Origin of the sequence: Mariniflexile fucanivorans (genome assembly GCF_004341235.1) — a bacterium.
GTDB lineage: Bacteria > Bacteroidota > Bacteroidia > Flavobacteriales > Flavobacteriaceae > Mariniflexile > Mariniflexile fucanivorans.
Window position 1 is genome coordinate 349,690 of the sequence record NZ_SLUP01000005.1, and the last position, 25,947, is coordinate 375,636.

Annotated in this window: 22 protein-coding genes and 1 pseudogene; 10 read left to right on the forward strand and 13 right to left on the reverse strand. The window is 33.5% G+C overall.

The features are described 5' to 3' along the window. Positions 1 to 134: 134 nt before the first annotated feature. From tig to EV196_RS12215, 5 genes and pseudogenes are all read right to left on the reverse strand, one after another. On the reverse strand, positions 135 to 1,463 hold the full coding sequence (gene tig, locus EV196_RS12195) for a trigger factor (RefSeq protein WP_132218035.1): 1,329 nt from the start codon (positions 1,461 to 1,463) through the stop codon (positions 135 to 137). A gap of 131 nt (positions 1,464 to 1,594) precedes the next feature. Then, a pseudogene (locus EV196_RS12200) lies at positions 1,595 to 1,954 on the reverse strand (phage holin family protein). 17 nt (positions 1,955 to 1,971) lie between these two features. After that, positions 1,972 to 3,084: a hypothetical protein gene (locus EV196_RS12205; RefSeq protein ID WP_132218036.1), complete on the reverse strand. Its 1,113-nt coding sequence runs from the start codon at positions 3,082 to 3,084 to the stop codon at positions 1,972 to 1,974. Positions 3,085 to 3,125: 41 nt separating this feature from the next. Next, positions 3,126 to 3,890 (reverse strand): alpha/beta fold hydrolase, encoded by a 765-nt coding sequence (locus tag EV196_RS12210; protein WP_132218037.1) that lies wholly within the window; start codon positions 3,888 to 3,890, stop codon positions 3,126 to 3,128. Between the two features lie 36 nt (positions 3,891 to 3,926). Continuing rightward, positions 3,927 to 4,640, reverse strand: a complete 714-nt coding sequence (locus EV196_RS12215) for a pyridoxine 5'-phosphate synthase (protein WP_132218038.1) — start codon at positions 4,638 to 4,640, stop codon at positions 3,927 to 3,929. Positions 4,641 to 4,728: 88 nt separating this feature from the next. Between EV196_RS12215 and EV196_RS12220 the strand changes: the two genes are divergently transcribed. The 9 genes from EV196_RS12220 (at position 4,729) to EV196_RS12260 (ending at position 14,231) form a co-directional block, all read left to right on the forward strand. After that, a complete protein-coding gene (locus EV196_RS12220) occupies positions 4,729 to 5,388 on the forward strand; it encodes a CBS domain-containing protein (protein WP_132218039.1) in 660 nt (219 codons plus the stop codon). Then, positions 5,385 to 6,269 (forward strand): NAD kinase, encoded by an 885-nt coding sequence (locus tag EV196_RS12225; protein ID WP_132218040.1) that lies wholly within the window; start codon positions 5,385 to 5,387, stop codon positions 6,267 to 6,269. The genes EV196_RS12220 and EV196_RS12225 overlap by 4 nt, the downstream gene beginning before the upstream one ends. 99 nt (positions 6,270 to 6,368) lie before the next feature. After that, positions 6,369 to 7,055, forward strand: a complete 687-nt coding sequence (gene porG, locus EV196_RS12230) for a type IX secretion system protein PorG (protein WP_132218041.1) — start codon at positions 6,369 to 6,371, stop codon at positions 7,053 to 7,055. Between the two features lies 1 nt (position 7,056). Then, the gene (locus tag EV196_RS12235; protein WP_132218042.1) at positions 7,057 to 7,797 is read left to right on the forward strand and encodes an isoprenyl transferase; all 741 of its coding nucleotides are present in this window, start codon (positions 7,057 to 7,059) and stop codon (positions 7,795 to 7,797) included. Next, the gene (locus EV196_RS12240) at positions 7,730 to 10,351 is read left to right on the forward strand and encodes a BamA/OMP85 family outer membrane protein (RefSeq protein ID WP_132218043.1); all 2,622 of its coding nucleotides are present in this window, start codon (positions 7,730 to 7,732) and stop codon (positions 10,349 to 10,351) included. Before EV196_RS12235 ends, EV196_RS12240 begins: the two co-directional genes overlap by 68 nt. A gap of 351 nt (positions 10,352 to 10,702) precedes the next feature. Further along, on the forward strand, positions 10,703 to 11,722 hold the full coding sequence (locus tag EV196_RS12245; RefSeq protein WP_132218044.1) for an OmpH family outer membrane protein: 1,020 nt from the start codon (positions 10,703 to 10,705) through the stop codon (positions 11,720 to 11,722). Positions 11,723 to 11,753: 31 nt separating this feature from the next. Next, a complete protein-coding gene (locus EV196_RS12250; RefSeq protein ID WP_132218045.1) occupies positions 11,754 to 12,260 on the forward strand; it encodes an OmpH family outer membrane protein in 507 nt (168 codons plus the stop codon). A gap of 217 nt (positions 12,261 to 12,477) precedes the next feature. Beyond that, positions 12,478 to 13,257 carry a glutamate racemase gene (gene murI, locus EV196_RS12255; RefSeq protein ID WP_132218046.1) on the forward strand — a complete coding sequence of 260 codons (780 nt, stop codon included), beginning with the start codon at positions 12,478 to 12,480 and terminating at the stop codon, positions 13,255 to 13,257. Positions 13,258 to 13,511: 254 nt separating this feature from the next. Next, on the forward strand, positions 13,512 to 14,231 hold the full coding sequence (locus EV196_RS12260; protein WP_132218047.1) for a 3-ketoacyl-ACP reductase: 720 nt from the start codon (positions 13,512 to 13,514) through the stop codon (positions 14,229 to 14,231). 236 nt (positions 14,232 to 14,467) lie between these two features. Here EV196_RS12260 and mgtE read toward each other — a convergent pair whose 3' ends face one another. The 8 genes from mgtE to EV196_RS12295 form a co-directional block, all read right to left on the reverse strand. Then, the gene (mgtE, locus tag EV196_RS12265; RefSeq protein WP_132218048.1) at positions 14,468 to 15,841 is read right to left on the reverse strand and encodes a magnesium transporter; all 1,374 of its coding nucleotides are present in this window, start codon (positions 15,839 to 15,841) and stop codon (positions 14,468 to 14,470) included. Positions 15,842 to 15,853: 12 nt separating this feature from the next. Further along, on the reverse strand, positions 15,854 to 16,627 hold the full coding sequence (rsmA, locus tag EV196_RS12270) for a 16S rRNA (adenine(1518)-N(6)/adenine(1519)-N(6))-dimethyltransferase RsmA (RefSeq protein ID WP_132218049.1): 774 nt from the start codon (positions 16,625 to 16,627) through the stop codon (positions 15,854 to 15,856). Positions 16,628 to 16,747: 120 nt separating this feature from the next. After that, entirely contained in the window at positions 16,748 to 17,635 is an 888-nt protein-coding gene (locus EV196_RS12275) for a ThuA domain-containing protein (RefSeq protein ID WP_165876161.1), read from the reverse strand. Between the two features lie 6 nt (positions 17,636 to 17,641). Further along, positions 17,642 to 17,968: a DUF4286 family protein gene (locus tag EV196_RS12280; protein ID WP_132218051.1), complete on the reverse strand. Its 327-nt coding sequence runs from the start codon at positions 17,966 to 17,968 to the stop codon at positions 17,642 to 17,644. A gap of 56 nt (positions 17,969 to 18,024) precedes the next feature. Then, the gene (locus EV196_RS12285; protein WP_132218052.1) at positions 18,025 to 19,800 is read right to left on the reverse strand and encodes a tetratricopeptide repeat protein; all 1,776 of its coding nucleotides are present in this window, start codon (positions 19,798 to 19,800) and stop codon (positions 18,025 to 18,027) included. Positions 19,801 to 20,075: 275 nt separating this feature from the next. After that, positions 20,076 to 20,198: a hypothetical protein gene (locus EV196_RS20240; RefSeq protein ID WP_262711340.1), complete on the reverse strand. Its 123-nt coding sequence runs from the start codon at positions 20,196 to 20,198 to the stop codon at positions 20,076 to 20,078. A 259-nt stretch (positions 20,199 to 20,457) separates the two neighbouring features. Next, entirely contained in the window at positions 20,458 to 21,729 is a 1,272-nt protein-coding gene (gene serS / locus EV196_RS12290) for a serine--tRNA ligase (RefSeq protein WP_132218053.1), read from the reverse strand. Between the two features lie 73 nt (positions 21,730 to 21,802). After that, on the reverse strand, positions 21,803 to 22,738 hold the full coding sequence (locus EV196_RS12295) for a bifunctional riboflavin kinase/FAD synthetase (protein ID WP_132218054.1): 936 nt from the start codon (positions 22,736 to 22,738) through the stop codon (positions 21,803 to 21,805). Positions 22,739 to 22,820: 82 nt separating this feature from the next. Between EV196_RS12295 and EV196_RS12300 the strand changes: the two genes are divergently transcribed. After that, positions 22,821 to 25,901 carry a zinc-dependent metalloprotease gene (locus tag EV196_RS12300; RefSeq protein ID WP_132218055.1) on the forward strand — a complete coding sequence of 1,027 codons (3,081 nt, stop codon included), beginning with the start codon at positions 22,821 to 22,823 and terminating at the stop codon, positions 25,899 to 25,901. The last annotated feature ends 46 nt before the right edge of the window (positions 25,902 to 25,947 follow it).

A 25,947-nucleotide genomic window follows, 5' to 3' on the forward strand; every position in this document is an offset into this window, starting at 1 on the left:
AATGAGTGATTTTAAAACGAACACTTAAAAACTGATTTTAATATTTTGAAGCTAAATGTACTCAACAAATTAGGCGCTATAATTTGCTAATTATAGCGCCTAAATATAATGAATTATTCTTTAAAGGCACAGGATTATTTATCTCCGTAAACTTCCTTTACAAAATCTTCGTAACTTAATTCTTTTACTTTAAGATTTGCTTTCTCTTTGTAAAGCGCTAATAATTTTTGACTTACTAACTGTTCTGAAATACGACGTGCTTCTTCTTGGTTTGATAAAATACGAGCAGCAATATCATCCAATTCTTTATCAGAAGGATTCATTTGACCAAATTGTGCCATTTGTGCTTTTATCATGTCTCTTGAATGATTTTTAATGTCATCCATAGTTATTTGAATATTGTTATCCGTAATTAACTTACCTTCAATTAATTGGTAACGTAAGCTTTTTTCAGATTTTTCGTATTCTTCTTTTGCTTGATCGCTATCTAATGGTTGCTCACCAGCAGTTTGCATCCATTTTTGTAAAAACTCAGCAGGTAAATCGAACTTCGTGTTTTCAACTAAATACTCGGTAACATCATTTAAAAATTTCTGATCAGCTTGTTGAGCAAATTGTTTTTCAGCGTCTTCTTTAATTTTCTCTTTTACTTCTGAAACAGATTTTACAGTATCTTTTCCAAATAATTTATCAAATAATTCTTGATCTAAATCGGCAAGTTCACGTGTATTGATTTCAGAAATTGTAAAACTAACTTCAATATCTAAACCATGTACATCATCATGACCTAATTTTAAAGCGTGCATTAATTCATGATCATCTTCATAAAGACCCTTAGTTTGTAATGTAATAACATCGCCAACTTTAGCGCCAATAAATTGTTTTTCAGTAGCTTTTCCTTTAAATTTATCTAAAGTCAACGTTACTTTGTTCTCTATTTCGCGCTCTTCATTTTTATAAACACCTGTAATTTCACTATCTTTTTCTACTACAGATTGAGAAATTAATTTTCCGTATTGTTTTTGAATACGCTCAATTTGCTCGTTAATCATTTTATCATCGGCAATAATATTATATTGCGTGATAGCATCTTTAGCCTTTAAATTAACTTCAAATTCTGGAGCTAAACCTAATTCAAATTCAAACGATAATGTTTCTGCATCCCAGTTAATGGCGTCTTGTGGCTTTGGTAGTGGTTGCCCTAAAACATCTAACTTTTCTTCAGTAAGATATTTGTTTAACGCATCTTGCAATAATTTGTTTACTTCATCAACCAATACTGCTTTTCCGTATTGCTTTTTAACCATTCCCATTGGTACTTGACCTTTTCTAAAACCAGGGATGTTTGCTGTTTTACGATAATCTGTTAAGATTTTTTCCACTTTAGCGCTATAATCTTCTTTAGCGATATCTACTTTTACTACAGCATTTAATGCATCAACGTTTTCTCTTGTAATATTCATTTTAAATGATATAAAGCCCTTTAAGGCATTTAACAAATATTTATTCTTTTGTAACCGAAATTTATTTAATCAAAATCGGGTTGCAAAAATATAACATTTTTGCAACCCGACAAAGTTTTTAACCGCTTGATTTAAAGCGGTTTTTTATCTTCTTTTAAAAGCGAATGCAGAAAAGATTGAAGTATGGAAAGCAAAATACTAAACAGTATGGCTGTCCAGATACTACTCACTGAAAAACCTTCGATTAATTTATCGGCCAATAAAATAATTAACGCATTGATTATTAATAGAAATAAACCTAAAGTGACTACTGTAATTGGCAGTGTTAAAATAACCAATATGGGTTTTACCAATACATTTAATATAGCTAAAACAATAGCGACTATGATGGCATTAACCTAAACATCGCCAGATAAATCTACACCTGGCAAAAAATAGGCTAAAATAAATACGGCTAATGCGGTTAATAAAAGTTTAAGGATAACACTCATAATGTATTGTTTTAGTTTTATTTAGGTTTAACATTTTTTAAATCTAAGGTAATAGGCAAACTATAAGGCACAACTACGGGTTTACCACGAACAACCCCTGGCGTCATTTTTGGCAGTAAGCCTATAATACGAATAGCTTCTGCATTAAGAGAAATGTGATTTGATTTTGCATCTACACCTGTTACCCCTCCTGTTTTGTCTATTTTAAAGATAACATATATTTTTTGCTTTCCGGTTAAACCAAGTTCTGACCCAAATGATGTATTAAATCTTTCAGAAACAAAACGTGCTATATTTTGGGACATACATGTTTTTTTTAGCATATTACCTGAAAATCTTTCACAACCAGGAAATATTGGAACTCTTTCTATTACACCATCTGGAATTTCAGTATTGGTTAATGCGATTAAGCTACCTTCCGATTTAAGTTCTCCGTTTTTATATTTTACTTTTTCAATTAAACTACCATCAACACCAGAATGTTCCCAAACACCATCTAATTGGTTTTTTGAATAGTCTCCTGCCCATGTTAAATTACCACTTTCATTATACTGTTTTTCGTTACCGTCTTTTAAATCCTCTTTAGTTTCTCCTTCTAACTTTAACTTACCGTTTTCGTAAAATTGTTTATAAAAGCCTTCTTTATTGTCATTTTTATAAGTTACTTCCCATTCTAGTTGCCCTGTTGGATAATACTGTTTCCAAATACCCGACAAACTACCATCAACGTAATTACTTTCAATTTTTAATGCTTCATCTTCAAAATACTCTTTATAATATCCTTTGTTTAGTATTCTTTCGTAAAACAATTTTCCATTTTCGTAAAAACCTTTAACTACAAAAACATCATTTATTTTTTTTACTTCGTATCTAGCATTACCGTTTTTATAGTAGTTTGTAATTTCCTCATCTCTTTTTCCATCCGAGTAACTATAAGTAGATGAAATATTACCATTATCGTAATAGGATGTCCATTTACCAACACGTTCTTTATTTTTATATTGACCTACCGTTTTTAATTGCCCATTTTTGTGATATTGTTCAAAAGGACCGTCGCTTATATTTTCCTTTTGTCCTGAAACAGACATGGAAAACAGGAAAACCAACACAAAAAGAAAACATACTTTCATAATTTCTTAATAAAAAATTGAATATACTATATTAAGACTTTTTATCTTACAAACCGCATCACCGTGTCAAAAAAATCTTTAGGATTTTCGGCATGCAACCAATGCCCTGCATTTGATATAGTAACAATTTTAGCATGTGGAAAATGAGCTTTTATAATACTTTCATCATCAACACCAATATATTCTGAGCGATCACCTCGTAGGAACAAAGTATCTTTTTCAAAGGTTGCTTGCGATGGTAGTGGCTCGCCAACTTCGGCTACTTCTTCTTTTAAAACTTCCAAATTCATTCGTAACCCCAGCTTACCTTTTTCAACCCAATAGAGGTTTTTTAGTAAAAATTGTCGGATTCCAATATTCGAAATATAACCACTTAAAATTTTATCGGCTTCCCCTCTACTTTTAATGATATCAAAGTTCAAGGCACTTAAACCGTCTAAAATACCATCGTGATGTACGGGGTAGAAACGAGGTGAAATATCAGCAACAATTAATTTTGAAACTAATTCTGGGTATGTAGCAGCAAACAACATAGCGGTTTTTCCGCCCATAGAATGCCCTAGTAAAATAATGTTTTCAAGTTGATGCGCATCGCAATAATGCCTCAAATCCTCCACCAAAGCTTCATAACTAAATTCGTTATCATGAAAACTATGACCGTGATTACGTTGATCGACCAAATGCACCTGATAGTTCTGTTCACTAAATTGAATACCAAGTGTTTTCCAGTTATCACTCATTCCTAAAAATCCATGAAGAATAATAAACGGCTGTCCTTCGCCTATAATATTTGAATGTAAAAGCATTATCTGATTAACGATTTACGATTTTTTATTTACGAATTATTTAAGTTTATGAAGATACATTTGGATAACGTTCTCAATACCTAAATACAAACTTTCAGCAATTAAGGCATGCCCAATAGAAACTTCCAATAATCCCGGAATGTTTTCTTTAAAAAACTGGATATTATCCAACGATAAATCATGACCTGCATTAATACCTAAACCCAAACTATTAGCTAATTCAGCGCAAGCGGCATATGGCTCTATGGCTTCTTTATTTCCTAAACTGTATTGATGTGCAAAACCTTCGGTGTACAGTTCAATTCTATCGGTTCCTGTGGCTTTTGCTCCTTCAATTTGTTCTAAAACAGGGTCTACAAAAATAGAAGTTCTTATGCCATTTTGCTGAAATTCTTTAATAACATCCACCAAAAAATCTTTGTGCTTTATCGTATCCCAGCCAGCGTTACTTGTAATGGCATCTTCTGCATCTGGCACCAAGGTAACTTGGGTTGGTTTCACTTGTAAAACCAAATCTAGAAACGATTTTACAGGATTTCCTTCAATATTATATTCAGTATAAACAACTGGTTTTAAGTCGCGGGCATCTTGGTAACGAATGTGGCGCTCATCGGGTCTTGGATGTATCGTTACGCCTTCAGCACCAAAACGTTGCACATCTTTTGCAAACTGAACCACATTGGGCACATCGCCCCCTCTAGAATTCCTTAAAGTTGCTATCTTGTTGATATTTACACTTAACTTTGTCATGTATCACTGTTTTAAATGACAAAAATACAAAGTAGAACAGGCTTATATGCTTTTTTTTTGATTAATTTGCAATCATACAAATAGGAAAATGGAACTTTCAGAATTTATTATTAACGACATAAAGCCATTAAATAGTAATAGCAAAATAAGCGATTTGCAGCAATTGTTTAACCAATTAACTTATTCGCATATTCCTATTCAAGACGATGATAACATCTATTTAGGAAGTTTTTCTGAAACCGATGCCCATTGTTTTGACGGCGATAAAACGCTTAACGACTACAAATATGCTATTGAAAACTTTTTTGTACGCGACTCTACACAATGGCTCGATGTTTTAGAGGCTTTTGCTGTAAATTCCACTAATATTATGCCCGTTTTAAACAATCAAAACAAGTATTTGGGCTATTATGAATTGAAAGAAGTTATTAGCTTATTTAGCGATTCGCCTTTTTTCTCCGATCCTGGAGGCATATTGGTAATTGAAAAAGGCATTAACGATTATTCCTTTAGTGAAGTTAGCCAAATAGTAGAATCTAACGGCGGTAGATTGTTGGGCGCCTATGTATCTAAAATGGAGCCTGACTTAATTCAAATTACCTTAAAAATTGGTAATACTGGACTTAATGAAATTATTCAAACCTTCCGTCGCTACAGCTATGATATTGTATCTGGACACGAGGAAGATAGTTATTTGGAAAGCTTGAAAGAAAGATCGGATTATTTAAACAAATATTTAAACATATGAAGGTTGCCGTTTTTGGACGATTTTACAATAAAACCACTACAGATTCGGTAGAGCGGTTATTCGATTATTTATTAAAGAAAAACGCCGATGCCTATATTGAAACCGAGTTTTTCAATCTTATAAAAAAAGAAGCACCTAATTTTGACGATTACAAATCGTTTAAAACCTTCGATACTTTAGATAAATCGTTCGATTTCTTGGTAAGTGTTGGTGGCGATGGTACCATTTTACGCGCCATTATTTTTGTAAAAGATATGGACATTCCCATAGTAGGAATCAATACGGGGCGTTTAGGTTTTTTAGCTACCATACAAGTAAACCAAATAGAAAATGCCATCCAAAACATTATAGATGGTAAATATAAAATATCCGAACGCAGTTTGCTTTCCATAGAAACATCGCCAGAAAACGAGGATGTTAAATCATTAAATTTCGCCTTAAACGAAATTGCAGTAAGCAGAAAGAATACCACTTCCATGATTACTGTAGAAACCTATTTAAACGACGAATATTTAACCTCCTATTGGAGTGACGGCTTAATTGTTTCAACACCAACAGGATCAACAGGTTACTCTTTAAGCTGTGGTGGCCCCGTAATTACACCAGATACCAATAGTTTTGTGTTGGCGCCTATTGCTCCACATAATTTAAGTGCGCGCCCTTTAATTATCCCAGATTCAACCGAAATTCAATTAAGAGTAGAAGGTCGAGAAGAAAGCCATTTAATTTCATTGGATTCCAGAATAGCAACCTTGGAAAATGGTACTATCATAAAAATTAAAAAAGCCGATTTTAAAATTAAAATGATTGATCTTTTAAATGAAAGCTTTTTAGATACGCTTCGAAAAAAACTACTTTGGGGAGAAGATAAGCGGAATTAAACAATAATTTCATATAAATACTGTTTTACACTAATACAATTTAGCTCAAATTGCATTAGGCTAATCTTATTTATTATATTTGCAAACTTTTGAATATTTATGAGGCATTTAACCATATTGATATTAAGCATATTAACCATTCAATTAAGCCACTCCCAAATTAACGAATTAGGCATATTTGTAGGTGGTAGTAATTTTATTGGCGACGTAGGTGCTACCGATTATATTAACCCCAACAGTCCAACATTGGGCATTCTTTATAAATGGAATAGAAGCCCAAGGCATTCGTGGAGAGTTTCTTTAATGTATTCAGATTTAAAAGCAAGCGACAACAAATCGGATGATCCACGACGTATACAAAGAGATTATAAACTAGACACCAATCTATTAGAAATTTCTGCTGGTATGGAATTCACTTTTATGGATTTCAATTTACACTCAGGTCATAAAATTGGAACACCTTATTTATATACAGGATTAAGTGTTGCTAATCACCAAAACTATTATTTTATTAATGGTGTACAAACCAGTGAAAACAATTATAGTTGGGCATATGGCATCCCCATGGTTTTAGGTTATAAAACAAATATATTAGGAAATATTATTATAGGCGCTGAGGTAGGTGCACGTTATACATTTTCAGATGAGATAGACGGTAGTTTACCAGATAGTGTTGACCATCAACAATACCGATTTGGCAATATAAATAATAACGATTGGTATGTTTTTTCGGGCATCACCCTAACCTATACATTTGGTATAAAACCATGTTATTGTGTAAATTAAAATGGATTTAAAGGAAACAGTACAAAGCAAAAATTTACCCAAACACATTGCAATCATTATGGATGGCAATGGTCGTTGGGCAAAACAACAGGGCATGATGCGTGCTTTTGGTCATGAAAATGGCACAAAATCCGTCAAACAAACCGTAGAAGCTTGCGCTGAACTTGGAGTTGAAAACTTAACACTTTATGCTTTTTCAACCGAAAATTGGAATCGCCCAAAATTAGAAGTCCAAACACTTATGAAACTTCTAGTTTCTTCGCTGAAAAAAGAAATTAAAACACTTCAAGACAATAATATAAAACTAGCAGCCATAGGCAATTTAGGCACTTTACCTAAAAAAGTTTATAAGGAACTTCACGAAGTAATAGACCAAACAAAAAACAATACTCGAATGACTTTAACCCTAGCTTTAAGCTACGGCTCACGTGAAGAATTGCTAAATACTGTTAAAGAGATTAGTCTTAAAGTTAAAAATAATATAATTTCGCTCGAAAAAATTGATGAATCAATTATAAATGAGCATCTTTACACGCGAAATTTACCAGACGTAGATTTGCTTATTAGAACCAGTGGCGAACAACGTATAAGCAACTTTTTACTTTGGCAAATAGCTTATGCCGAATTGTATTTTACTAGCGTATTATGGCCAGATTTTACAAAACAGCATCTGTATGAAGCTATTATTGAATATCAAAAAAGAGAACGACGATTTGGGAAAACAAGTGAACAACTTAGCTAATATTTTATCTTTGACAACATTTTTAAAACATTGTAGTGCTGTGTTACTTTTAGTAAGCAGCATGAGTATTCAAGCGCAGGAATTACCATATAGCAACGGTAAAAAATACATTTTAGGAGAAGTTTCAGTTTCTGGAAACACCTCATTTAGCGAGCAAACCATTGTAACCTACTCCGGTTTAAGCAAAGGAAAGGAAATGTCCATTCCTGGTGAAGATATTGGCGATGCCATTAAAAAACTTTGGAACTCCAAATTATTTAGTGATATCGAGATTTACATTACCAAAATAGAAGGTAATGTTGCTTATTTAGAAATCAGATTATCCGACCTGCCACAACTTTACGAATTGAAAATTAATGGTGTAAAAAAAGGCAAACACGAAGGTATTATTAAAGACACCAAATTAAATAAAGGTGTAAAAGTTACCGAAAACCTACTCACAACCACAAAAAACTTCCTAAATAAAAAATATAAAAAAGAAGGTTTTTTAAACTCTAAAGTACACATAAATACTATTGAAGTTAAAGATTCTACGCCAACAGCCCGAGTTAATATGGTTCTTAATATTGATAAAGGTGAAAAAGTAAAAATAAAAGACATTGTGTTTAATGGCAACGAAGTATTAAGTGATAAATACCTTCGTAAAAGTATGAAAGGCACTAAAAAAATCAATCGTCTTCGTATTTTAAAACGTTCTAAATTTATTGACTCCTCTTATCAAGCAGATTTGGGCCATATTGTTGAAAAATACAAAGAGAATGGTTATAGAGATGCGCGTATTTTATCGGATAGTATTATTTATAATGATGATAAAACCATCTCCTTGAAAATAGGAGTTAGTGAAGGTACTCAATACTCCTTTGGCGACATTTCATTTATTGGAAACACCGTTTACACAAACGAGCAGTTAACCAGAATGTTACGCATTAGAAAAGGCGATACCTACAATGGTGTTTTGCTACAAAAGCGTATTGCAGATAATACGAAACCAGATGCAGATGATATAACTAACCTATATCAAAACAGCGGTTATTTGTTTTCCAGCATTAACCCAGTTGAAGTTAACGCAACCAACAATGTTATCGATATGGAAATTAGAATATCAGAAGGTAAACCTGCATATTTTAACAACGTATCCATAGTTGGTAACGACAAAACGAACGACCACGTTATATATCGAGAAATTAGAACCCGTCCTGGTCAACTATATAGCAAAGCTAATGTGGTACGTACCGTTAGGGAACTTGGTCAATTAGGATTCTTCGATGCTCAAGAAATATCACCTAACTTTAACAATCCAAATCCAAACGAGGGTACTATAGACATGGAATACTCGGTTAAAGAAACGGGGTCTAGCCAAATTGAGTTACAAGGTGGTTATGGTGGCGGTGGCTTTATAGGTACTTTAGGGTTGTCCTTCAATAACTTCTCTATTAAAGACATCTTCAAAAAAGATGCCTACAAGCCTATCCCAATGGGAGACGGTCAAAAATTAGCATTACGCTTACAAGCTAGCCGTTTTTATCAAACCTATAGTTTTTCATTTTCCGAACCTTGGTTAGGTGGCAAACGCCCTGTACAATTTTCAACATCTATATCACATACTAAGCAGTTTTTATATGATTACACAACTGGAAATGCTGATAAATCTAAAAGCTTCAACATTACAGGTATTACCTTTGGTTTAGCAAAGCGTTTACAAGTACCTGATGATTTCTTTGTATTATCACAAGCCATTAGTTATCAACGTTACGATTTAAATAATTATAACACTGGCTTATTTACTTTCGGTGATGGGTATGCAAATAACTTATCATATACAGTTGGTTTAAGTAGAGATAATACTAACATTGATCCCATTTATCCAACAGGAGGTTCAAAATTTGGTGTTACTGCAAAACTATCCATTCCTTATTCATTATTTGATGGTGTAGATTACTCACAATTAAAAGAGGATAGAGAACAAGCTGTTACAGATCAGGATGCTACAGAACTAGCTAAGATTGATCAGGAACGTTACAAATGGTTGGAATTCTACAAAGTAAACTTTAAAGGCGAATGGTACACTCAAATCACCAAAGATTTGGTATTAAGACCAAGTACAGAATTCGGTTTTCTAGGCGCCTATAATAATGACAGAGGCGTCATACCTTTTGAACGTTTCTATTTAGGTGGTGATGGTTTAGGTACTTATAGTTTAGATGGTAGAGAAGCGATTGCACTACGTGGTTACCCTAACCAATCATTATCTGATAACGATGGTGGCACTATTTACAATAAATTTTCATTGGAATTACGCTACCCTATTACATTAAAAGCATCTGCAAAAATTTACGCATTAGGCTTTTTAGAAGGTGGTGCATCCTATAATAACTTTAGAGACTATAATCCTTTTGAAATTAAACGCTCTGCAGGTTTAGGGATTCGCATCTTTATGCCAGCATTCGGTTTATTAGGAATTGACTTTGGTCATGGGTTCGATCCTTTAGAATCATTAGGTGAAACCAAAGCTCATGGATGGGAAACACACTTCATAATTGGACAACAATTTTAATTTGGCACGATTTTTTCTAATAACACTTTGATGATTTAAATGCCAAATAAAATTTTTGAAATTATATTTCGTTATTTTTGAAATGAGCAAGCTAAAATTTTTATTTAATCTGAAAATGTTTAATTTGCGAGTTGCATCTGACCATTGAAAAAATAATAAAATTAATCAGATGAAAATATAATTCAAAAAAGTGACAGAAGCATGAAAATTATCTGTCGATTTTTAGAATTTAAAACCAATTAGATATTAAAAACAGACACACATGAAATGAGCATAACGGGAGTTTCAAAAATTATAGAAATATTTTTATGCGAATTGCATCTGTCAGATAAAAACAATAAACACAACCAGATGAAAAATAACGTTCTTTATTTACTGACATTAGTTTTTATGGCAACCTCTTTTTCGGTGAATGCGCAACGTGGTTCAAGAATAGGATATATTGACACCGAGTTTATTTTAGAGAATATTCCAGAATACCAAGAAGCTACAGCGCAATTAAATGAAAAAGCTGATAAATGGAAAAAAGATATTGATGCCCAATTAAGTACCATAGAACAAAAACGAAAAGACTTAAGCAACGAAAAAGCTCTTTTAACAGCAGAACTTATTAATGAACGCGAAGAAGACATTTCTTTTGAAGAAAAGGAGATTTTAGATTATCAGCAAAAACGCTTTGGACCTAATGGCGATTTGTTCATTCAGAAAAAACAATTAATGCAGCCTATTCAAGACCAAATTTTTGCAGCGGTTCAAGATATGGCGGCAACAAAACAGTACGATTTTATTTTTGATAAATCATCGGATGCTGTCATGTTATATTCGGCAAAACAATTTGATTTAAGCGATCAAATAATACGAAGCATCACAAGAAGTGCAAAACGTACCCAAGCGGAAACAAAAGCTGAACGTAAAGCCGCTGAAGGTGAAGAATTAGTACCAGAAATTAATTATGAACTGGAAGCACGTGAAAAAGAATTAGAAGAGAAAAAAGCAGAACGCGAAAGTGCTGTTGAAAAACGCCGACAAGAAATTTTAGATGCTCGTGCAGCAAAAGTAAAAGAATCCGAAGAAAAGCGTCAAAAAATATTGGAAGAACGTGAAAAAGCAAAACAAGATAAGTTAGACGAAAGAAAAACAACTAATGATTCTGAAGTAAAAGCAGAAGAAACAGCAAAAACTGTTGAAACAAAAGCGGGAGCAACAGAAGAAACAGTTGAAGAAACCAAAACCCAAGCACAACTTATTGAAGAAAATAGACAAAAAAAATTAGCTGAAAGAGAAGCTAGAAAAAAAGAATTGGAAGACAGAAAAAAGAAAATTCTTGAAGAACGTCAAAAAGCAAAAGACAGTATAAATAACAACAGATAAACAATTTATAACACATTAACACTATTTAAAAATGAAACAAATTAAAACCCTATTATTAGCAACTGCATTATGTATTGGAACAGTAAGTTTCTCTAACGCTCAAGGCAAAATTGCTCATATAAATACGCAAGAATTAATTACGGCTATGCCAGAGATGAAAGAAGCACAAAAGCAACTTGAAACTTTAAGCAAAACCTACCAAACAGACATTCAAAGTTCTATTACCGAGTTTCAAACGTTATTAAAACAATACGAAGCTGAAGCCGCTACTAAAACAGAAGATGAGAACGCAAAAAGAGGTCAAGAAATTCAAGAAAAACAACAACGTATTCAACAATTTCAAGCAGATGCTCAAAAAGATTTACAGAAAAAAGAATTGGATTTGTTACAACCTATTACAGAAAAAGCAAAAGCTGCTATTTTAAAAGTAGGTAGAGCACAAGGTTTTGATTATGTATTGGATGCCTCTCAAGGTGTTACTATTTTAGCGGATGGTAAAAACTTATTGGACGACGTTAAAAAAGAATTAGGTATCTAATATCTAAATGAAATTTTAAAAGAGCAAAAAATCCAAATTCCATAAATGAGCAAGCATTGGGAATTAAAAAAATAAAATTACTAAAAGCTGTCTTATACAAGACAGCTTTTTTATTTTTGTTACATGTCCGTTCGAGCGCAGTCGAGAACTTAATGATTTTAAATTTATAAAAACATCTCGATAACGTACAATGTTACAAAAAATCAGTATTTAACCTATGAGCAAACAACCTATTGGCATATTCGATTCTGGTGTTGGTGGCACTTCTATTTGGAAAGAAATCAACTTGCTTTTACCAAATGAAAACACCATTTATTTAGCCGATAGCGCCAATGCGCCATATGGTTTAAAAACCAAGGAAACCATTATTAATTTAAGTATTAAAAATGTTGAACACCTTATTAACCAAGGTTGTAAAATTATTGTAGTAGCTTGTAACACCGCCACTACTAATGCCATTCATGTACTTAGAGAATCTTATAACATTCCCATCATAGGCATAGAACCTGCCATAAAACCTGCGGCGCTTAACACACAAACTAAAGCTATAGGTATTTTGGCTACAAAAGGAACACTATCCAGTGAGTTATTTCATAAAACAACCAACCTATTCGCCAACAACACTAACATTATTGAACGCATTGGTGAAGGCATTGTAGAACTTATTGAAAGTGGCCAATTGCATACCGAAGCCATGAAAGATTTGCTGAAAATCTATTTACAACCCATGATTGACGCTAATATCGATTACTTAGTTTTGGGTTGCACACATTACCCCTATTTAATGCCTTTATTAGTTGAATTACTTCCAAACAATGTGAAGATTATAGATTCTGGTGAAGCTGTAGCACGCCAAACTAAAGTGATTTTAGAAAAACACCATTTATTAAACACCCAAATAGCAAAAGGAAATTATCAATTTTTTACTAACGGAAAGACCGAAGTTTTGGCATCACTTTTAGATAATAAATTTGAGGTTGAATATTTGAATTTTTAATTGAACCCTGCCTCTGCGTAGGGATTAATGCCGTTCGAATATCTGTTGATATTCTTAACCCTTTTAAAACTTTGAAATAATGCACTTGATTAGAAATTAAATTAGTCAGGTTACCAAGCCCCATTTTATTCTAAAGTTAAGAATATCTAAATCCTTTCTCCTTATCGTAAAAAACCCCTAAATTTGTTTACTTCCGAGTGTGTTTCATTTAAACGAAATCCTACTCATTTCTAATAATTTCAATAAAAACGAATATGAATCATTTAAAAAATAAAAAAGCCATTATTACTGGTGGTAGTCGCGGTTTAGGAAAGGCAACTGCCATAGCTTTTGCAAAAGAAGGCATTGATGTTGCTATAACAGGTAGAAACGAAGCCGTTTTAAAGGAAACCGTCTCTGAATTAAAGGCTTTTGGAATTAAAGCTACCTATGCCGTTTTTGATGTTGGTAATTATGAAGAAGTAAAAACAGGTATTCATACCATTATAAAAACGCTGGGTTCTGTGGATATTTTAGTTAACAATGCAGGTATTGCGGCTTTTGGGACGTTTAATGACATGGAAGTGAGCCAATGGAGCCAGATTATTCAAACCAATGTGATGGGTATGTATTATGTGACTAAAGAGGTGCTTCCGTACTTGATAAATCAAAATGAAGGCGATATTATTAACGTGGCTTCTACCGCAGGGTTGAGCGGAAATGCATCGACTTCGGCCTATTCGGCTTCAAAATTTGCTGTTATTGGGATGTCGGAATCACTCATGAAAGAAGTGCGTAAAAACAATATTAGAGTTTGTACTTTAACACCAAGCACTATTGTGTCTGATATGTCGATTGACTTAGGTATTGCCAAAGAAGGGACAGAAGATAGTGTTTTACAACCCGAAGATTTTGCTGAATTAATTGTTGCTGGATTAAAATTACCAAGAAGAGCCATGTTAAAAAGCGCTGCTTTATGGTCTACAAATCCTTAATTTATAAATACTGAACTTAGAGGATGGCTGCTTTAGGAATTACGCATTGGTTTATATTTTAAATTAATGAATTCGTGAATTTTTCACATTTGAAGCGGTATCCTTTTGTTTTTCTTTATGGCTGAAATGACCTTCGGTATAAACTAAAATTTAGATAGTGGCTTCCTGCCTTCACAGGAATGACAAAAAAAAGATTAAGCCGAAGGCGCGACCCGATGGGGTAACGCCCAAATTATTTAAAAACCTAGAATAAGTTTGGCTATTAAAAAGTACATTAAAATACCAAACACATCGTTACTGGTGGTAATGAATGGCCCTGTAGCAACGGCGGCATCGATACCGCGTTTATCTAAAAATATGGGGATGAAGGTACCTATTAATGCTGCCATAATGATGACTGAAATTAGGGCGACGCATATGGTTAAAGATTCTAAATAGGTGGTTTGGAATACAAAATGACTGATGAGTAAAACGATGCATGCAATGGCGAGACCGTTTACTAAACCCAACAAAAACTCTTTAAAAAGTCTGCTTAAAACATTTCCATCAATGGAATCGTTTGCCAAACCTTGTACTACGATGGCTGATGATTGTACACCTACGTTTCCTGCGGTTGCTTGAATAAGCGGAATGAACATTAACAATGCCGGAAATTTTAACATGGCATCGCTAAATCCGTTAATGATACTTGCGGCTCCAATACCTCCAAACATACCTATTAATAACCATGGTAAACGCGCTTTGGTGAGTTCCCAAATGCTATCATCGGCCTCTACATCGGCGGTGATACCTGCGGCCAATTGGTAATCTTTTTCCGCCTCTTCTTTCATGACGTCCACAATGTCGTCAATGGTAATTCTACCTAAAAGTATTTGATTGTCATCTACTACTGGAATGGCTTCCAAATCGTATTTCTGCATGATTCTGGCAACATCTTCGGCATCGTCGTGTACGTTTACAGAATCAACACTAGAGTTGGATATTTCGGCTATTTTTTGGTCGCTTTTTGCAACAATAAGATCTTTTAATGATAGGCGGCCGACTAATTTATTTTTTTTATCGACCACATAAATGGAATGCACACGGGTTACTTCTTTGGCTTGTCCTCGAATACGGCGCAAACACCCTGCAACAGTCCAGGTTTCATACACCTTAACTAGTTCTTTTGCCATAAGTCCACCCGCAGTATCTTCATGATAAGCTAGTAATTCTTCAATTTCAGCCTGATGTTCTTTATCTTCAATATGCGAAATAACTTCGCGTTTTCTGTCTTCTGGTAATTCTGAAATGATATCGGCAGCATCATCGGTATCTAACTCGCCAATTTCGTCTGCGATTTCTTTTGAAGATAAGTTTCTTAATACTTTTTCTCGATTATCTTCATCGAGCTCCATTAAGATATCGGCAGTAGTCTCTGAATCTAAGAGTTTGATGATATAGATAGCCTCATCTAAATCTAATTCATCTAGAATTTCGGCAATATCGGCGTGGTGAAAGTCTTTTAAAAGTTTTTGAAGCGCTTTGTTATCCCGTGCTTCAATAAGACGTTCAACCTGACTGATTAATTCATCGGTTAGTTCAAATTGTATGTTTTCTATTTCTTCAGACAAAGTGTGCGATGTTTATTGGTCGTTTTCAATTAATTTTGTTAGCTGAATAAACTGCTGTACGTTTAATTGTTCCGGACGTTTGTCAAAGATACTATCTTCTCTCAAATTATCGCTTAAATTGAATGTTTTTAAACTGTTACGAAGTGTTTTTCTTCGTTGCTGAAAAGCTGTTTTTACAACTTTGAAGAATAGTGCATCGTCGCATGGTAATGAATAATCTGCTTTTCTGGTTAAACGCAATACACCCGACTCTACTTTTGGTGGCGGATTGAATACCGAAGGAGGCACGGTAAATAAATATTCGGCATCATAATAAGCCTGAGCTAAAACGGATAAAATGCCATACACTTTACTGCCTTCTTTGGAGCAAATACGTTCGGCAACTTCCTTTTGGAACATTCCCGAAAACTCGGGAATTTGGTCCCGCATTTCCAAAGTTTTAAAAACGATTTGAGTAGAAATATTATAAGGAAAATTGCCAATAATAGCAAAAGGTTCTCCTTTAAAAACAAGGTTTAAATCGTATTTTAAAAAATCTTTTTCAATAATTCTTGGCGCTAGGTTTAAATAGTTGGCTTGTAAATATTCTACCGATTCGGTATCAATTTCAATAACATGCGTAGTAACCTCTTTTTGCAATAAATATTTGGTAAGCACACCCATGCCCGGACCAATTTCTAAAACCGTTTTGTAATTTTTTAATGTAAGAGTATCGGCAATTTTTTGCGCAATAGTTTCATCATTTAAAAAATGTTGTCCTAAATGCTTTTTTGCTTTAACGGTCATTTCGTTTTGGGTTTTAGTTAATGGGAGTTGCCACAAATATATGAATATAAAAAAAGATTTCTCACAAAGGCGCAAAGGTGCAAAGAAACAAAGGTTTAAAGGTATACAAAATTACCTTTTTTAGTAGTCTTCAAGCTTTGAGTGGTTATTAAGTAATAATGCATTAGTAACTTCAAATGGATTTAAGCCTTTTTTAGGAACCTTTCCTGTGGCGATCCAAGCAACAGAATTAAGTAGTTGCTTTCTAATATTTTTTTCATTCCAAAAATTCCAGTGTATATGTCCAGCTGTAATGCCCACACTTAATCCACCACTTTCCCTCTTATAACTCCAATAAACAACTTTAGGGTTCGATTTGAATAAATACGCTTTATCTTTAAAATATCGCGTTTCTTCCTGCTCATTATTAAACAAAGGGGTTTTGTTAATTTGTATGGCTTTTCCAATGACTTTGCTTGTAGAATCTAAATCCATTTCGTAATAAATTTCATCAAATAATTTATACGAAGATACCCCGTTATTTATGGCGTGTTTTTTATTAGGTATAATCTTTACGTGTGTGAATTTTGTAATAGTCTTTGGTTCTTTAAACCTATTATAGAATCCTCCAAGCCATTTTTCAAAGTAAGGATATAGTTTTTCTTCTGGAACTGTAGCATAATGAAGAAATAAAACCCCTATTTTGGTTTTTTGCAATGAATTAAATTCCTCTACCTTATTATTAAGTATATGTTTTTCATCACCATCACAAATAATGACGATGGCATTAGCCGATTTTAGTTGTGTTGCATCAGGCCAGTCTCCATTTAAAAAAACTAAAGGGTTAAAATTTATTTCTGTTTGTTTTTTTAACAATTCTGCTAAAATGGTTATATCTGAGTTACATTCATGATAACCATAACCATGTGTTTTTTTGCCTGATAGTAAAAGTACGTTTTGAACTTCTTGACCTGATAGCAAACAACTGAACAGGGTTAAAAAAAAGACCAATGTTATTTTATTAAGCACGTACAATTAATTAAATGTTATAGAATACTCATCGATAATTTCAAGTTCGGTTCTAAAAGCTAATACTTTATCGGCAAATTTCCTCAGGGCCTCCCCTCTTAATTTCGGAGCATCTTCTTTATAATAAGCTTCTAAAACTTCACGCGATGGTGTTTTATATTGAACGGAATAGGTAACGCCACCCATATCTTCTTCAACTAAAACTCTTACCAATGTGGCTTTTTCAAACTTTCCAGTTCCTAAAACTTGTGGAATGTGTTCTTGTTTCATCCAAGTTAACCATTCATCGTGAATGGATTCATCTATGTTCGAAGTTACGTTGTATATTATCATGTTTGTTGTTTAGCTGTTTAGTTGTTGAAAATGAGACTGTAAACCGAGACTGCAAACTAATTTATAGCATCCCCACGTAAAGCTCTATACTTCTTTCTAGCCTCTATAAAATAAATACTATCGGCATGATTAAAAATAATTTTCTCGTATAAGGTTTTTGCTTTTTCTGGCTGATTTAATTTGTTTTCATAAAGTTCTGCGAGCTTAAAATAAGCATCGTCCACCAAAATACCATCACCATAATTTGTAATAATAGCATTGTAATTGGCTTCGGCTTTTTCAAACTGGGCTTTATCTTCAAATAATTGCGCTAGTTTAAATAAAGCTTGTGGTATGATAGGTTCAGTTTTATGTTCCTTTAAAATGGTTTCTAAAAGGGCGATGGCTTCTTCATTTCTATTTTGAAAAGATAATAAATCTGCTTTGGCGTATTTTTTTAAGGCAATTTGCAAGGAGTCTTCGTATTTATTATCGGTAATAAGCAGCTTTAAATCCAAGGCATCATTAGCAATAAGTTGTGATGTTGATGCTTTTAAAATTTTAAGTTGCGATTCTGCCCATTTAAAATCGCCTTTGTAATAACTTGCTTTGGCTACTTTAAAACGTGCTTCTTGCGAAATGGTGCTGTTTTTTACATTGCGTTGTATTTGTGTATAGTAAATTAAGGCATCGTTAAACTTTTCTTGTAATACTAAAATGTCTCCTAATTCCAATTTTACTTCGGCTTGTTGTATTTCGGAAAGTGGTAGTTCCAATGTTTTTTCTAAAAATGCTGTTGCTCTTTTTGTATCATTTTTATAAAATGCTAAAAAGTGGGCGTACGCTATTTGAAGCTGTAATGTTTGCGAAAATGTACCAAATTTATTAAACAGCTCTTGGTAATTTGCATCAATAGCATCGTAGTTTTCTTTTGTATTTTGTTTCGTTTCTAATTGAATTAAATTATAATGTGCTTCTAATAAAATATCTAAATCTTGTGCCGTTGCTGTAATATAAGTATAAATTTCTTTGGCAGTTTCTGGTTCGTTTTTACTCAATGCGATGCCTGCCAATTCCTCTATTCTATATAAACTTTCGGGGTATCTATTAAAAATAGCTTTCTCTTGGGCAAATGCTTTTTTAAAATCGTTTTGCTGAATAAACAACCAACTTAACCATTCATTCCAAAAAACATCTGGTTCTTGTTGTGCTTTTTTTAGCAGAATTTTCCTGAATATTATATTGTTTTCATTTTCACTGTCTTCACTTGTAAAATCACTAATGGCACGTTTAATATTCCCTAAAGAATTGGGATTTGATTTGGCAAAATCTATATAACTCGTAAACATTTTTTCTATGTTTCCCTGTTCGCCATATAACTGAGCCAATTGCAGATTATAATTATATTCTGGCTTTAAAACCATCGCTTTTTCATAAGCCAACACCGCTTCATTTATAAGTGAATGACTTTGAAAGCTTCTAACAATAGAATTAACATTTATAGGATTTGCATTAATACTCTCTAGGGCTTTGTTATAGTTTAAAGAGGCATTTTCCTGATCGTTTTTTAACTGATAATTATAGCCTAATTCTACCATAAAAGCTGGAGATTTAAAACGTTGAATTGTTTCTATTAAAAATGATTGTGCTTCATCATATTGCTCCAATTCTTGATATGAACTTACTAAAGGAAATACGTAATTATAATTTGGATATTGGGCATATAATTTTTTATATTCAAACAATGCCTTTTCAAAATCCCCATTTTTATAATATTCTCTAGCCAACATTTCATCGTCTTGTGAATACACATTGGTACAAAATAGAAAGCATAAAATAAATAGAATTTTCATGTGTTTTTATCTATTGTTTTTATTGGTCATCCCGATAGCTATCGGGAGATATCCATAGATACATTCCATTATGTATCGAAAATTTAGTTATGGATGGTTTATAGGGTAAAGATAGCAAATACGCTGTGTTGCTTTTGCTAATATAATTATAAAAAAATGCCCGAATAAAAATTCGGGCACTAACCAACCAAAATAAATGTTCCATTAACTACCGTTAATATAAAAAACGATGTAATACTGATTGGGGACAATCTTAATATAAAGAATGAAATCCCTTATTTACTTACAATTGAAGTAGTATTGTTTTCAGGTTTAGAAATATGAAAATCTGAAAAGAACACCATGCTGGTAAAAAAAACAAGTGCAATTAAAATCACGAAGCGTTTAATATTTTTCATGGCAAGTAGGTTTAATAGATTTGGTGCCTCTAACTTCTAAAATATTTTTAAAAACGCAAAAGAAAACAAAGTAAAATCGTTAAAAAACGTTAATATTTTACGGTTGGTCGGTTTTTTTAAACTTAGACTCATTAAATGTAAGCTTTTTATTCAAAATTTTGATTTATAACGCTTTACATATAAAACACGAATTTCACCAATCTACACGAAATTTAATTCATATAAATTGGTGAAATTCGTGTAAAAAAATTCTAAAAAACTAATCTATAATTTTAAAACCAGTATAAGCTTGTAAAACTTCTGGAATTACAATACCATCTTTAGTTTGATAGTTTTCCAAAATACCAGCTAAAACACGTGGTAAAGCCAAAGAGCTTCCGTTTAAGGTATGTGCTAATTCGTTTTTACCTTCGCTATTTTTAAAACGTAATTTTAAACGATTTGCTTGAAAGGTTTCAAAGTTTGAAACCGATGAAATTTCTAACCAACGGTCTTGTGCGGTAGAAAACACTTCAAAATCGTAAGTTAAGGCCGACGCAAAAGAAGTATCGCCACCACATAATCTTAAAATTCGATAAGGTAATTTTAATTCCTGTAAAATGCCTTTTACGTGGTCAATCATACCATCTAAAGCTTCATAAGATTTTGATGGATGCTCTACACGAATAATTTCCACTTTATCAAATTGGTGTAAACGATTTAATCCACGTACATGCGCACCGTAGCTTCCTGCTTCACGACGGAAACATGGTGTGTACCCTGTGATGCCAATAGGTAGCTCACTTTCATTCAAAACCACATCTCTAAAAATGTTAGTTCCTGGTACTTCGGCTGTAGGAATTAAATATAAATTATCTTCGGTTACATGGTACATCTGCCCTTCTTTATCTGGCAATTGCCCCGTACCAAAACCAGATGCTTCGTTTACCAAATGTGGTAATTGGTATTCTGTGTAACCCGCCGCTGTGTTTTTATCCAAAAAATAAGCGATTAATGCACGTTGTAATCTAGCACCTTTTCCTTTGTAAACCGGAAAGCCTGCCCCCGTAATTTTGTTTCCTAATTCAAAATCGATAATATCGTATTTTTTTGCTAATTCCCAATGCGGCAATGCACCTTCATGCAATACAGGTATAGCGCCTTCTTTAAAAACCTCAACATTATCGGTGTCTAATTTTCCAACTGGAACAATTTCATTTGGTACATTAGGAATTTTATATAACAGTTGATTTAAGGCTTCCGCTTTTTCGTTCAAAGCATCATTTAAATCTTTCGAAGTTTCTTTTAATTGACTTGTTTTTTCTTTTAAAAGATTTGCTTTTTGTGCTTCACCAGATTTAAATAAATTGCCTATTTCTTTTGAAAGTGCGTTCGATTCTGCCAAGGTATTATCCAACTCGGTTTGAATACGACGACGGTCTTCATCTAACGAAATAACATCATTTATCATTTCAGTAGCATCTATATTTCGTATTGCTAATCGGGTTATAACTAAATCTTTGTTTTCTCTAATAAAAGGGACTTGTAACATGTCTTGAAAATTTAAGCGACAAATTTAATGAATTGCGACTATAATTGGACTTCTTTTGAAAGTAAAATCAATGTTAATTAAAATGTGATTTTATAAAGCTAAGAGACACTTCTTTGTCTTTTAATAATTGATCTTTTAAAGCATCGACCGATTCGAACTTTTTCTCGTCGCGAAGTCTATGCAACAAATCTATTTGAATGGTTTTATTATAAATATTTTTGTTGAAATTGAAATAGTGTACCTCAATGGTTTCTTCTTCCCCATCAACGGTTGGGTTAAAACCAATATTCATCATACCGTAAACCAATTCTTCATTAATCAACGAACTAACAATATAAGAACCATGTTTTGGTATTAATTTATAATCTTCGGCTATTTGTATGTTGGCGGTTGGGTAATCAATTTGTCTACCTAAAGCTTTGCCTTTAACCACTTTTCCGGTTAACATAAACGGATAACCTAAAAAGGCATTGGCTTTTTCAATATCGCCTTCTTCTAAAGCTTGTCTAATTTTAGTAGAACTTACGGCAACATCATTAATGTCTTGGACTGAAATTTCTTCAACTTCAAAACCGTATTGATCTCCAAATTTTTTCAAATCGTTAATATCAGCATTTCTGTTTCGTCCAAACCGATGGTCGTAACCAATAATTACTTTTTTAGCATTTAGCTTTTCAACTAAAATCTTTTTCACAAAATCGTCCGCCGATAAGCGTGAAAAGGTTTTGGTGAATTTTTTAACAAGTAAGTAATCCAGACCTAAGGCGTCTAAAATAGTACCACGTTCGTTTAAGGTATTTATTAATTTTATACTAGAATCCTTTTGTAACACCATACGTGGATGTGGAAAAAAAGTAAGAATAACCGATTTTAAATGAGTTTGAGTGCCTATATTAATTAAACGCTTCACTATTTTTTGATGTCCCACGTGTACGCCATCAAAAGTACCTATAGTAACTATAGTTGGTTCTATAGATTTGTATGCGTTTATATTTTTTATTTTGCTCATAACAAGCAGTTAATTGCTAATTTGGTTAAAAATAGGTAATTTTGTTACTTGTGTTTATTAAAACCAGCCCCAAATATTTTTTATGAAAGCAAAACTACATTATGTTTTATCAATAGCAATGCTTTTAGTTATCTTTTCGGCATCTGCTCAAAATTCTTCTTGGAAAAAAAGTGAAACTCTTAAAGATTCTAAAATAATTTCAAAATTAAATTTAGATAAAAAAAAAGTTCACGTATTTGAACTTAATACCAGATCTTTAAAAGAATCGTTGTTTGGTACCATTTCACGAAGTTCAAAAGCAAAACAAAAAACAACAACCGTTTCTATTCCTGGTGATGCAGGTGAATTAGAAACGTTTCAAGTTTATGAAGCCTCTGTGTTTTCACCCGAATTAGCAGCAAAATATCCGAATATAAAATCGTATGTTGGCGTGAGTACTAATAATTCTGGCACGAGACTGCGCATGAGCGTTTCGCCGCAAGGTGTTCAAACCATGATTTCTTATACTGATAATTCTATGGTTTTTATGCAACCAACCTCGAAAGGCTCTAATGAATATGTGTTATATGACAAAAGCTCTAAAGAGTTTATAAAAGATCGATTTAAATGTAGCACACTTGATGAAGTAGCTAAAACATTCAATAAAAGTAGCAGCACTTCCAAAACAACACTAGATGAAGGTGGTGCAAACAACCAAAAACTCCAAAAGTTTAGAATAGCTATTTCTACAACTGCCGAATATACCGCATATCATAACGATGGTAACGATTTAAATGGCGATGCTGTTGCCGATGCTTTGGCTGCCATAAATGCTACGTTAAGCAGAGTTAACGACATATTTGAAACCGATATGGCGGTTACTTTTGAACTTATTGATGCGACGCAATTAATTTACACAAATGCCTCAACAGATCCCTATTCGGATGCCAATATTGGTGCAGATGAAGATGTAAATAGGGATATAAATAATCTTAATGGTTGGAGTATTCAGCTTCAAAACAACCTAACTAATACCATTGGAAATGCCGCTTACGATATTGGTCACTTATTTGGTGCTACCGGAGGTGGTGGAAATTCAGGATGTATAGGATGTGTTTGTGATGACGATTCCGCCAGTAATAATGATCGAAATAAGGGCAGTGCTTTTACTTCGCCATCTAATGGTGTTCCAGAAGGCGACACGTTTGATCTTGATTTTGTAATTCATGAAATAGGACACCAAATGGGAGCCAACCACACTTTTGCTTTCGATATTGAAAATACAAATGTAAACTCCGAACCTGGAAGTGGAACCACTATCATGGCATATGCTGGAATTACTGGACTTGACGATGTTGCTTTAAATAGCGACCCCTATTTTCACTATCATAGCATTAAACAAATTTTAAACACGTTAAGCACTAAAAGTTGTCAAACTAAAGAAGATATAACCAATAATCCGCCCATAGCCAATGCAGGGGCAGATTATAATATCCCAGCAGGAACCGCTTATATTTTAAAAGGTTCTGCAACCGATGCAGACGGTGGCGACAACTTAACATACTGTTGGGAGCAAATGGATAGCGGTTTGGTAAATTATTTAAATTTTGGTTCTGACTTAACTTCGGGGTCCACCAATAGGTCTTTACCTCCTTCAAGTGAGCCGAATAGATACATTCCAAAATTTAGTAGTGTCATTGCGGGTAATATAATACAAACAGAACCTACTTTAGGTAGCGATTGGGAAACGGTTTCAAGCGTTGGGCGTACCTTAAATTGGGCATTAACCGTTAGAGACAGAAACCCTTTAAACCCAAGCGGAGCCCAAAGCAGTTTCGATACCATGAAAATTACGGTTGAAGATGTAACACCATTTACTGTTTCTAACCCTATATCTTGGGCTCAGGGAAGTAACGTTACTATTAATTGGGAAGTTGGGCAAACCGCAAATGCCTCTATTAATTGCCAAAACGTAACTATTAAATTATCAATAGATGGTGGTTTAACATTCCCTATTACCGTTGCTTCAAATGCACCTAACAGCGGCACTTATATTTATACAGTTCCATCCATTACAAATACAAGCACCGCAAGATTATTGGTGGAAGCGGCGGATAATATTTTTTATGATGTGTCAGATTTTGATTTCTCAATTTCTCCAGAACAAGACTTTTTTATGGTTGACGAAACCTTAGACCCTATTGCTTGTGCTGAAACTACAGCAACTTTTCACTTTAATTATGTAACAGCTAATGGTTTTTCTGAAAACACGGTGTTTAGTGCTTCTGGAAACCCAGGAAGTTCTACGGTCACTTTTTCTCCTGCCAGTTTAAGTGCTTCAGGAAGCGTTACCATGACTATTAGTAATTTAGGAGGCGTTTCTTTAGATGATTATCCAATAACCTTAACAGGAACAGCAACCACTATAACCAAAAATAAAGATATAGATTTTCCTTTTTACAATGGTGTATGCAAGTCTGTTGCTAATAATCAATACAAAACAAGTACTACTTTGGTACAATTCAACACTATTAATAATACTTCTGGAAAAACATCAGGATACAAGAGTTATACTAATATTTCTACTGATATTAATCGGGATAGTGCTTATAACTTAGTCGTAAATGCAAATACCGATGGTGATTATACAACAGCAACAAAAGTGTGGATAGATTGGAACCAAAACTGTAGTTTTAATGATGCAGGTGAAGAATACGTTTTAGGTGACACAACTAATTCTGACGATGGACAAACAGGAAATTCGCCTTTTTCTATTACAGTACCAGTTACGGCGCTTTTAGGGAATACAACTATGCGTGTTTCTACAAAATTTAAAAGTAATGGGCAACCTACAGCATGCGAAAACGGTTTTGATGGTGAAGTTGAAGATTACACATTAAATATTGTGCCTACACTAGCTATTGAAGAATTTGGTTTTGAAAATTTTATAGTCTTTCCAAATCCTAATACAGGCACCTTTAGCATTCAATTAAATGGTTCGTTGGAACGCGCTATTAATGTGTCCGTTTTTGATATGAGAGGAAGATATATTTTTGAAAAAGAGTTTCCTAATGTGGGCGATTTTCGTCAGGAAATACAATTAAACAAAGTGCAATCTGGCATGTATTTATTAATTGTAAGTGACGGTGTTAGAAAATCAACAAAGAAAATTGTTATTGAGTAAAATTTAGTTTCATCCCGCTGGCTTTCGGGAGCGCTCATCCTCTCAA

What these genes read in the sequence shown, in the direction of transcription:
- rsmA (WP_132218049.1), bottom strand. Translation starts at nt 16,627, where the DNA reads ATGACCGTTAAAGCAAAAAAGCATTTAGGACAACATTTTTTAAATGAT.
- EV196_RS12220 (WP_132218039.1), top strand. Translation starts at nt 4,729, where the DNA reads ATGGAACTTTCAGAATTTATTATTAACGACATAAAGCCATTAAATAGT.
- EV196_RS12215 (WP_132218038.1), bottom strand. Translation starts at nt 4,640, where the DNA reads ATGACAAAGTTAAGTGTAAATATCAACAAGATAGCAACTTTAAGGAAT.
- serS (WP_132218053.1), bottom strand. Translation starts at nt 21,729, where the DNA reads ATGTTACAAGTCCCTTTTATTAGAGAAAACAAAGATTTAGTTATAACC.
- EV196_RS12235 (WP_132218042.1), top strand. Translation starts at nt 7,057, where the DNA reads ATGGATTTAAAGGAAACAGTACAAAGCAAAAATTTACCCAAACACATT.
- porG (WP_132218041.1), top strand. Translation starts at nt 6,369, where the DNA reads ATGAGGCATTTAACCATATTGATATTAAGCATATTAACCATTCAATTA.
- EV196_RS12295 (WP_132218054.1), bottom strand. Translation starts at nt 22,738, where the DNA reads ATGAGCAAAATAAAAAATATAAACGCATACAAATCTATAGAACCAACT.
- EV196_RS12225 (WP_132218040.1), top strand. Translation starts at nt 5,385, where the DNA reads ATGAAGGTTGCCGTTTTTGGACGATTTTACAATAAAACCACTACAGAT.
- EV196_RS12250 (WP_132218045.1), top strand. Translation starts at nt 11,754, where the DNA reads ATGAAACAAATTAAAACCCTATTATTAGCAACTGCATTATGTATTGGA.
- EV196_RS12205 (WP_132218036.1), bottom strand. Translation starts at nt 3,084, where the DNA reads ATGAAAGTATGTTTTCTTTTTGTGTTGGTTTTCCTGTTTTCCATGTCT.
- EV196_RS12245 (WP_132218044.1), top strand. Translation starts at nt 10,703, where the DNA reads ATGAAAAATAACGTTCTTTATTTACTGACATTAGTTTTTATGGCAACC.
- murI (WP_132218046.1), top strand. Translation starts at nt 12,478, where the DNA reads ATGAGCAAACAACCTATTGGCATATTCGATTCTGGTGTTGGTGGCACT.
- EV196_RS12210 (WP_132218037.1), bottom strand. Translation starts at nt 3,890, where the DNA reads ATGCTTTTACATTCAAATATTATAGGCGAAGGACAGCCGTTTATTATT.
- tig (WP_132218035.1), bottom strand. Translation starts at nt 1,463, where the DNA reads ATGAATATTACAAGAGAAAACGTTGATGCATTAAATGCTGTAGTAAAA.
- EV196_RS12285 (WP_132218052.1), bottom strand. Translation starts at nt 19,800, where the DNA reads ATGAAAATTCTATTTATTTTATGCTTTCTATTTTGTACCAATGTGTAT.
- EV196_RS20240 (WP_262711340.1), bottom strand. Translation starts at nt 20,198, where the DNA reads ATGAAAAATATTAAACGCTTCGTGATTTTAATTGCACTTGTTTTTTTT.
- EV196_RS12260 (WP_132218047.1), top strand. Translation starts at nt 13,512, where the DNA reads ATGAATCATTTAAAAAATAAAAAAGCCATTATTACTGGTGGTAGTCGC.
- EV196_RS12300 (WP_132218055.1), top strand. Translation starts at nt 22,821, where the DNA reads ATGAAAGCAAAACTACATTATGTTTTATCAATAGCAATGCTTTTAGTT.
- EV196_RS12280 (WP_132218051.1), bottom strand. Translation starts at nt 17,968, where the DNA reads ATGATAATATACAACGTAACTTCGAACATAGATGAATCCATTCACGAT.
- EV196_RS12240 (WP_132218043.1), top strand. Translation starts at nt 7,730, where the DNA reads ATGAAGCTATTATTGAATATCAAAAAAGAGAACGACGATTTGGGAAAA.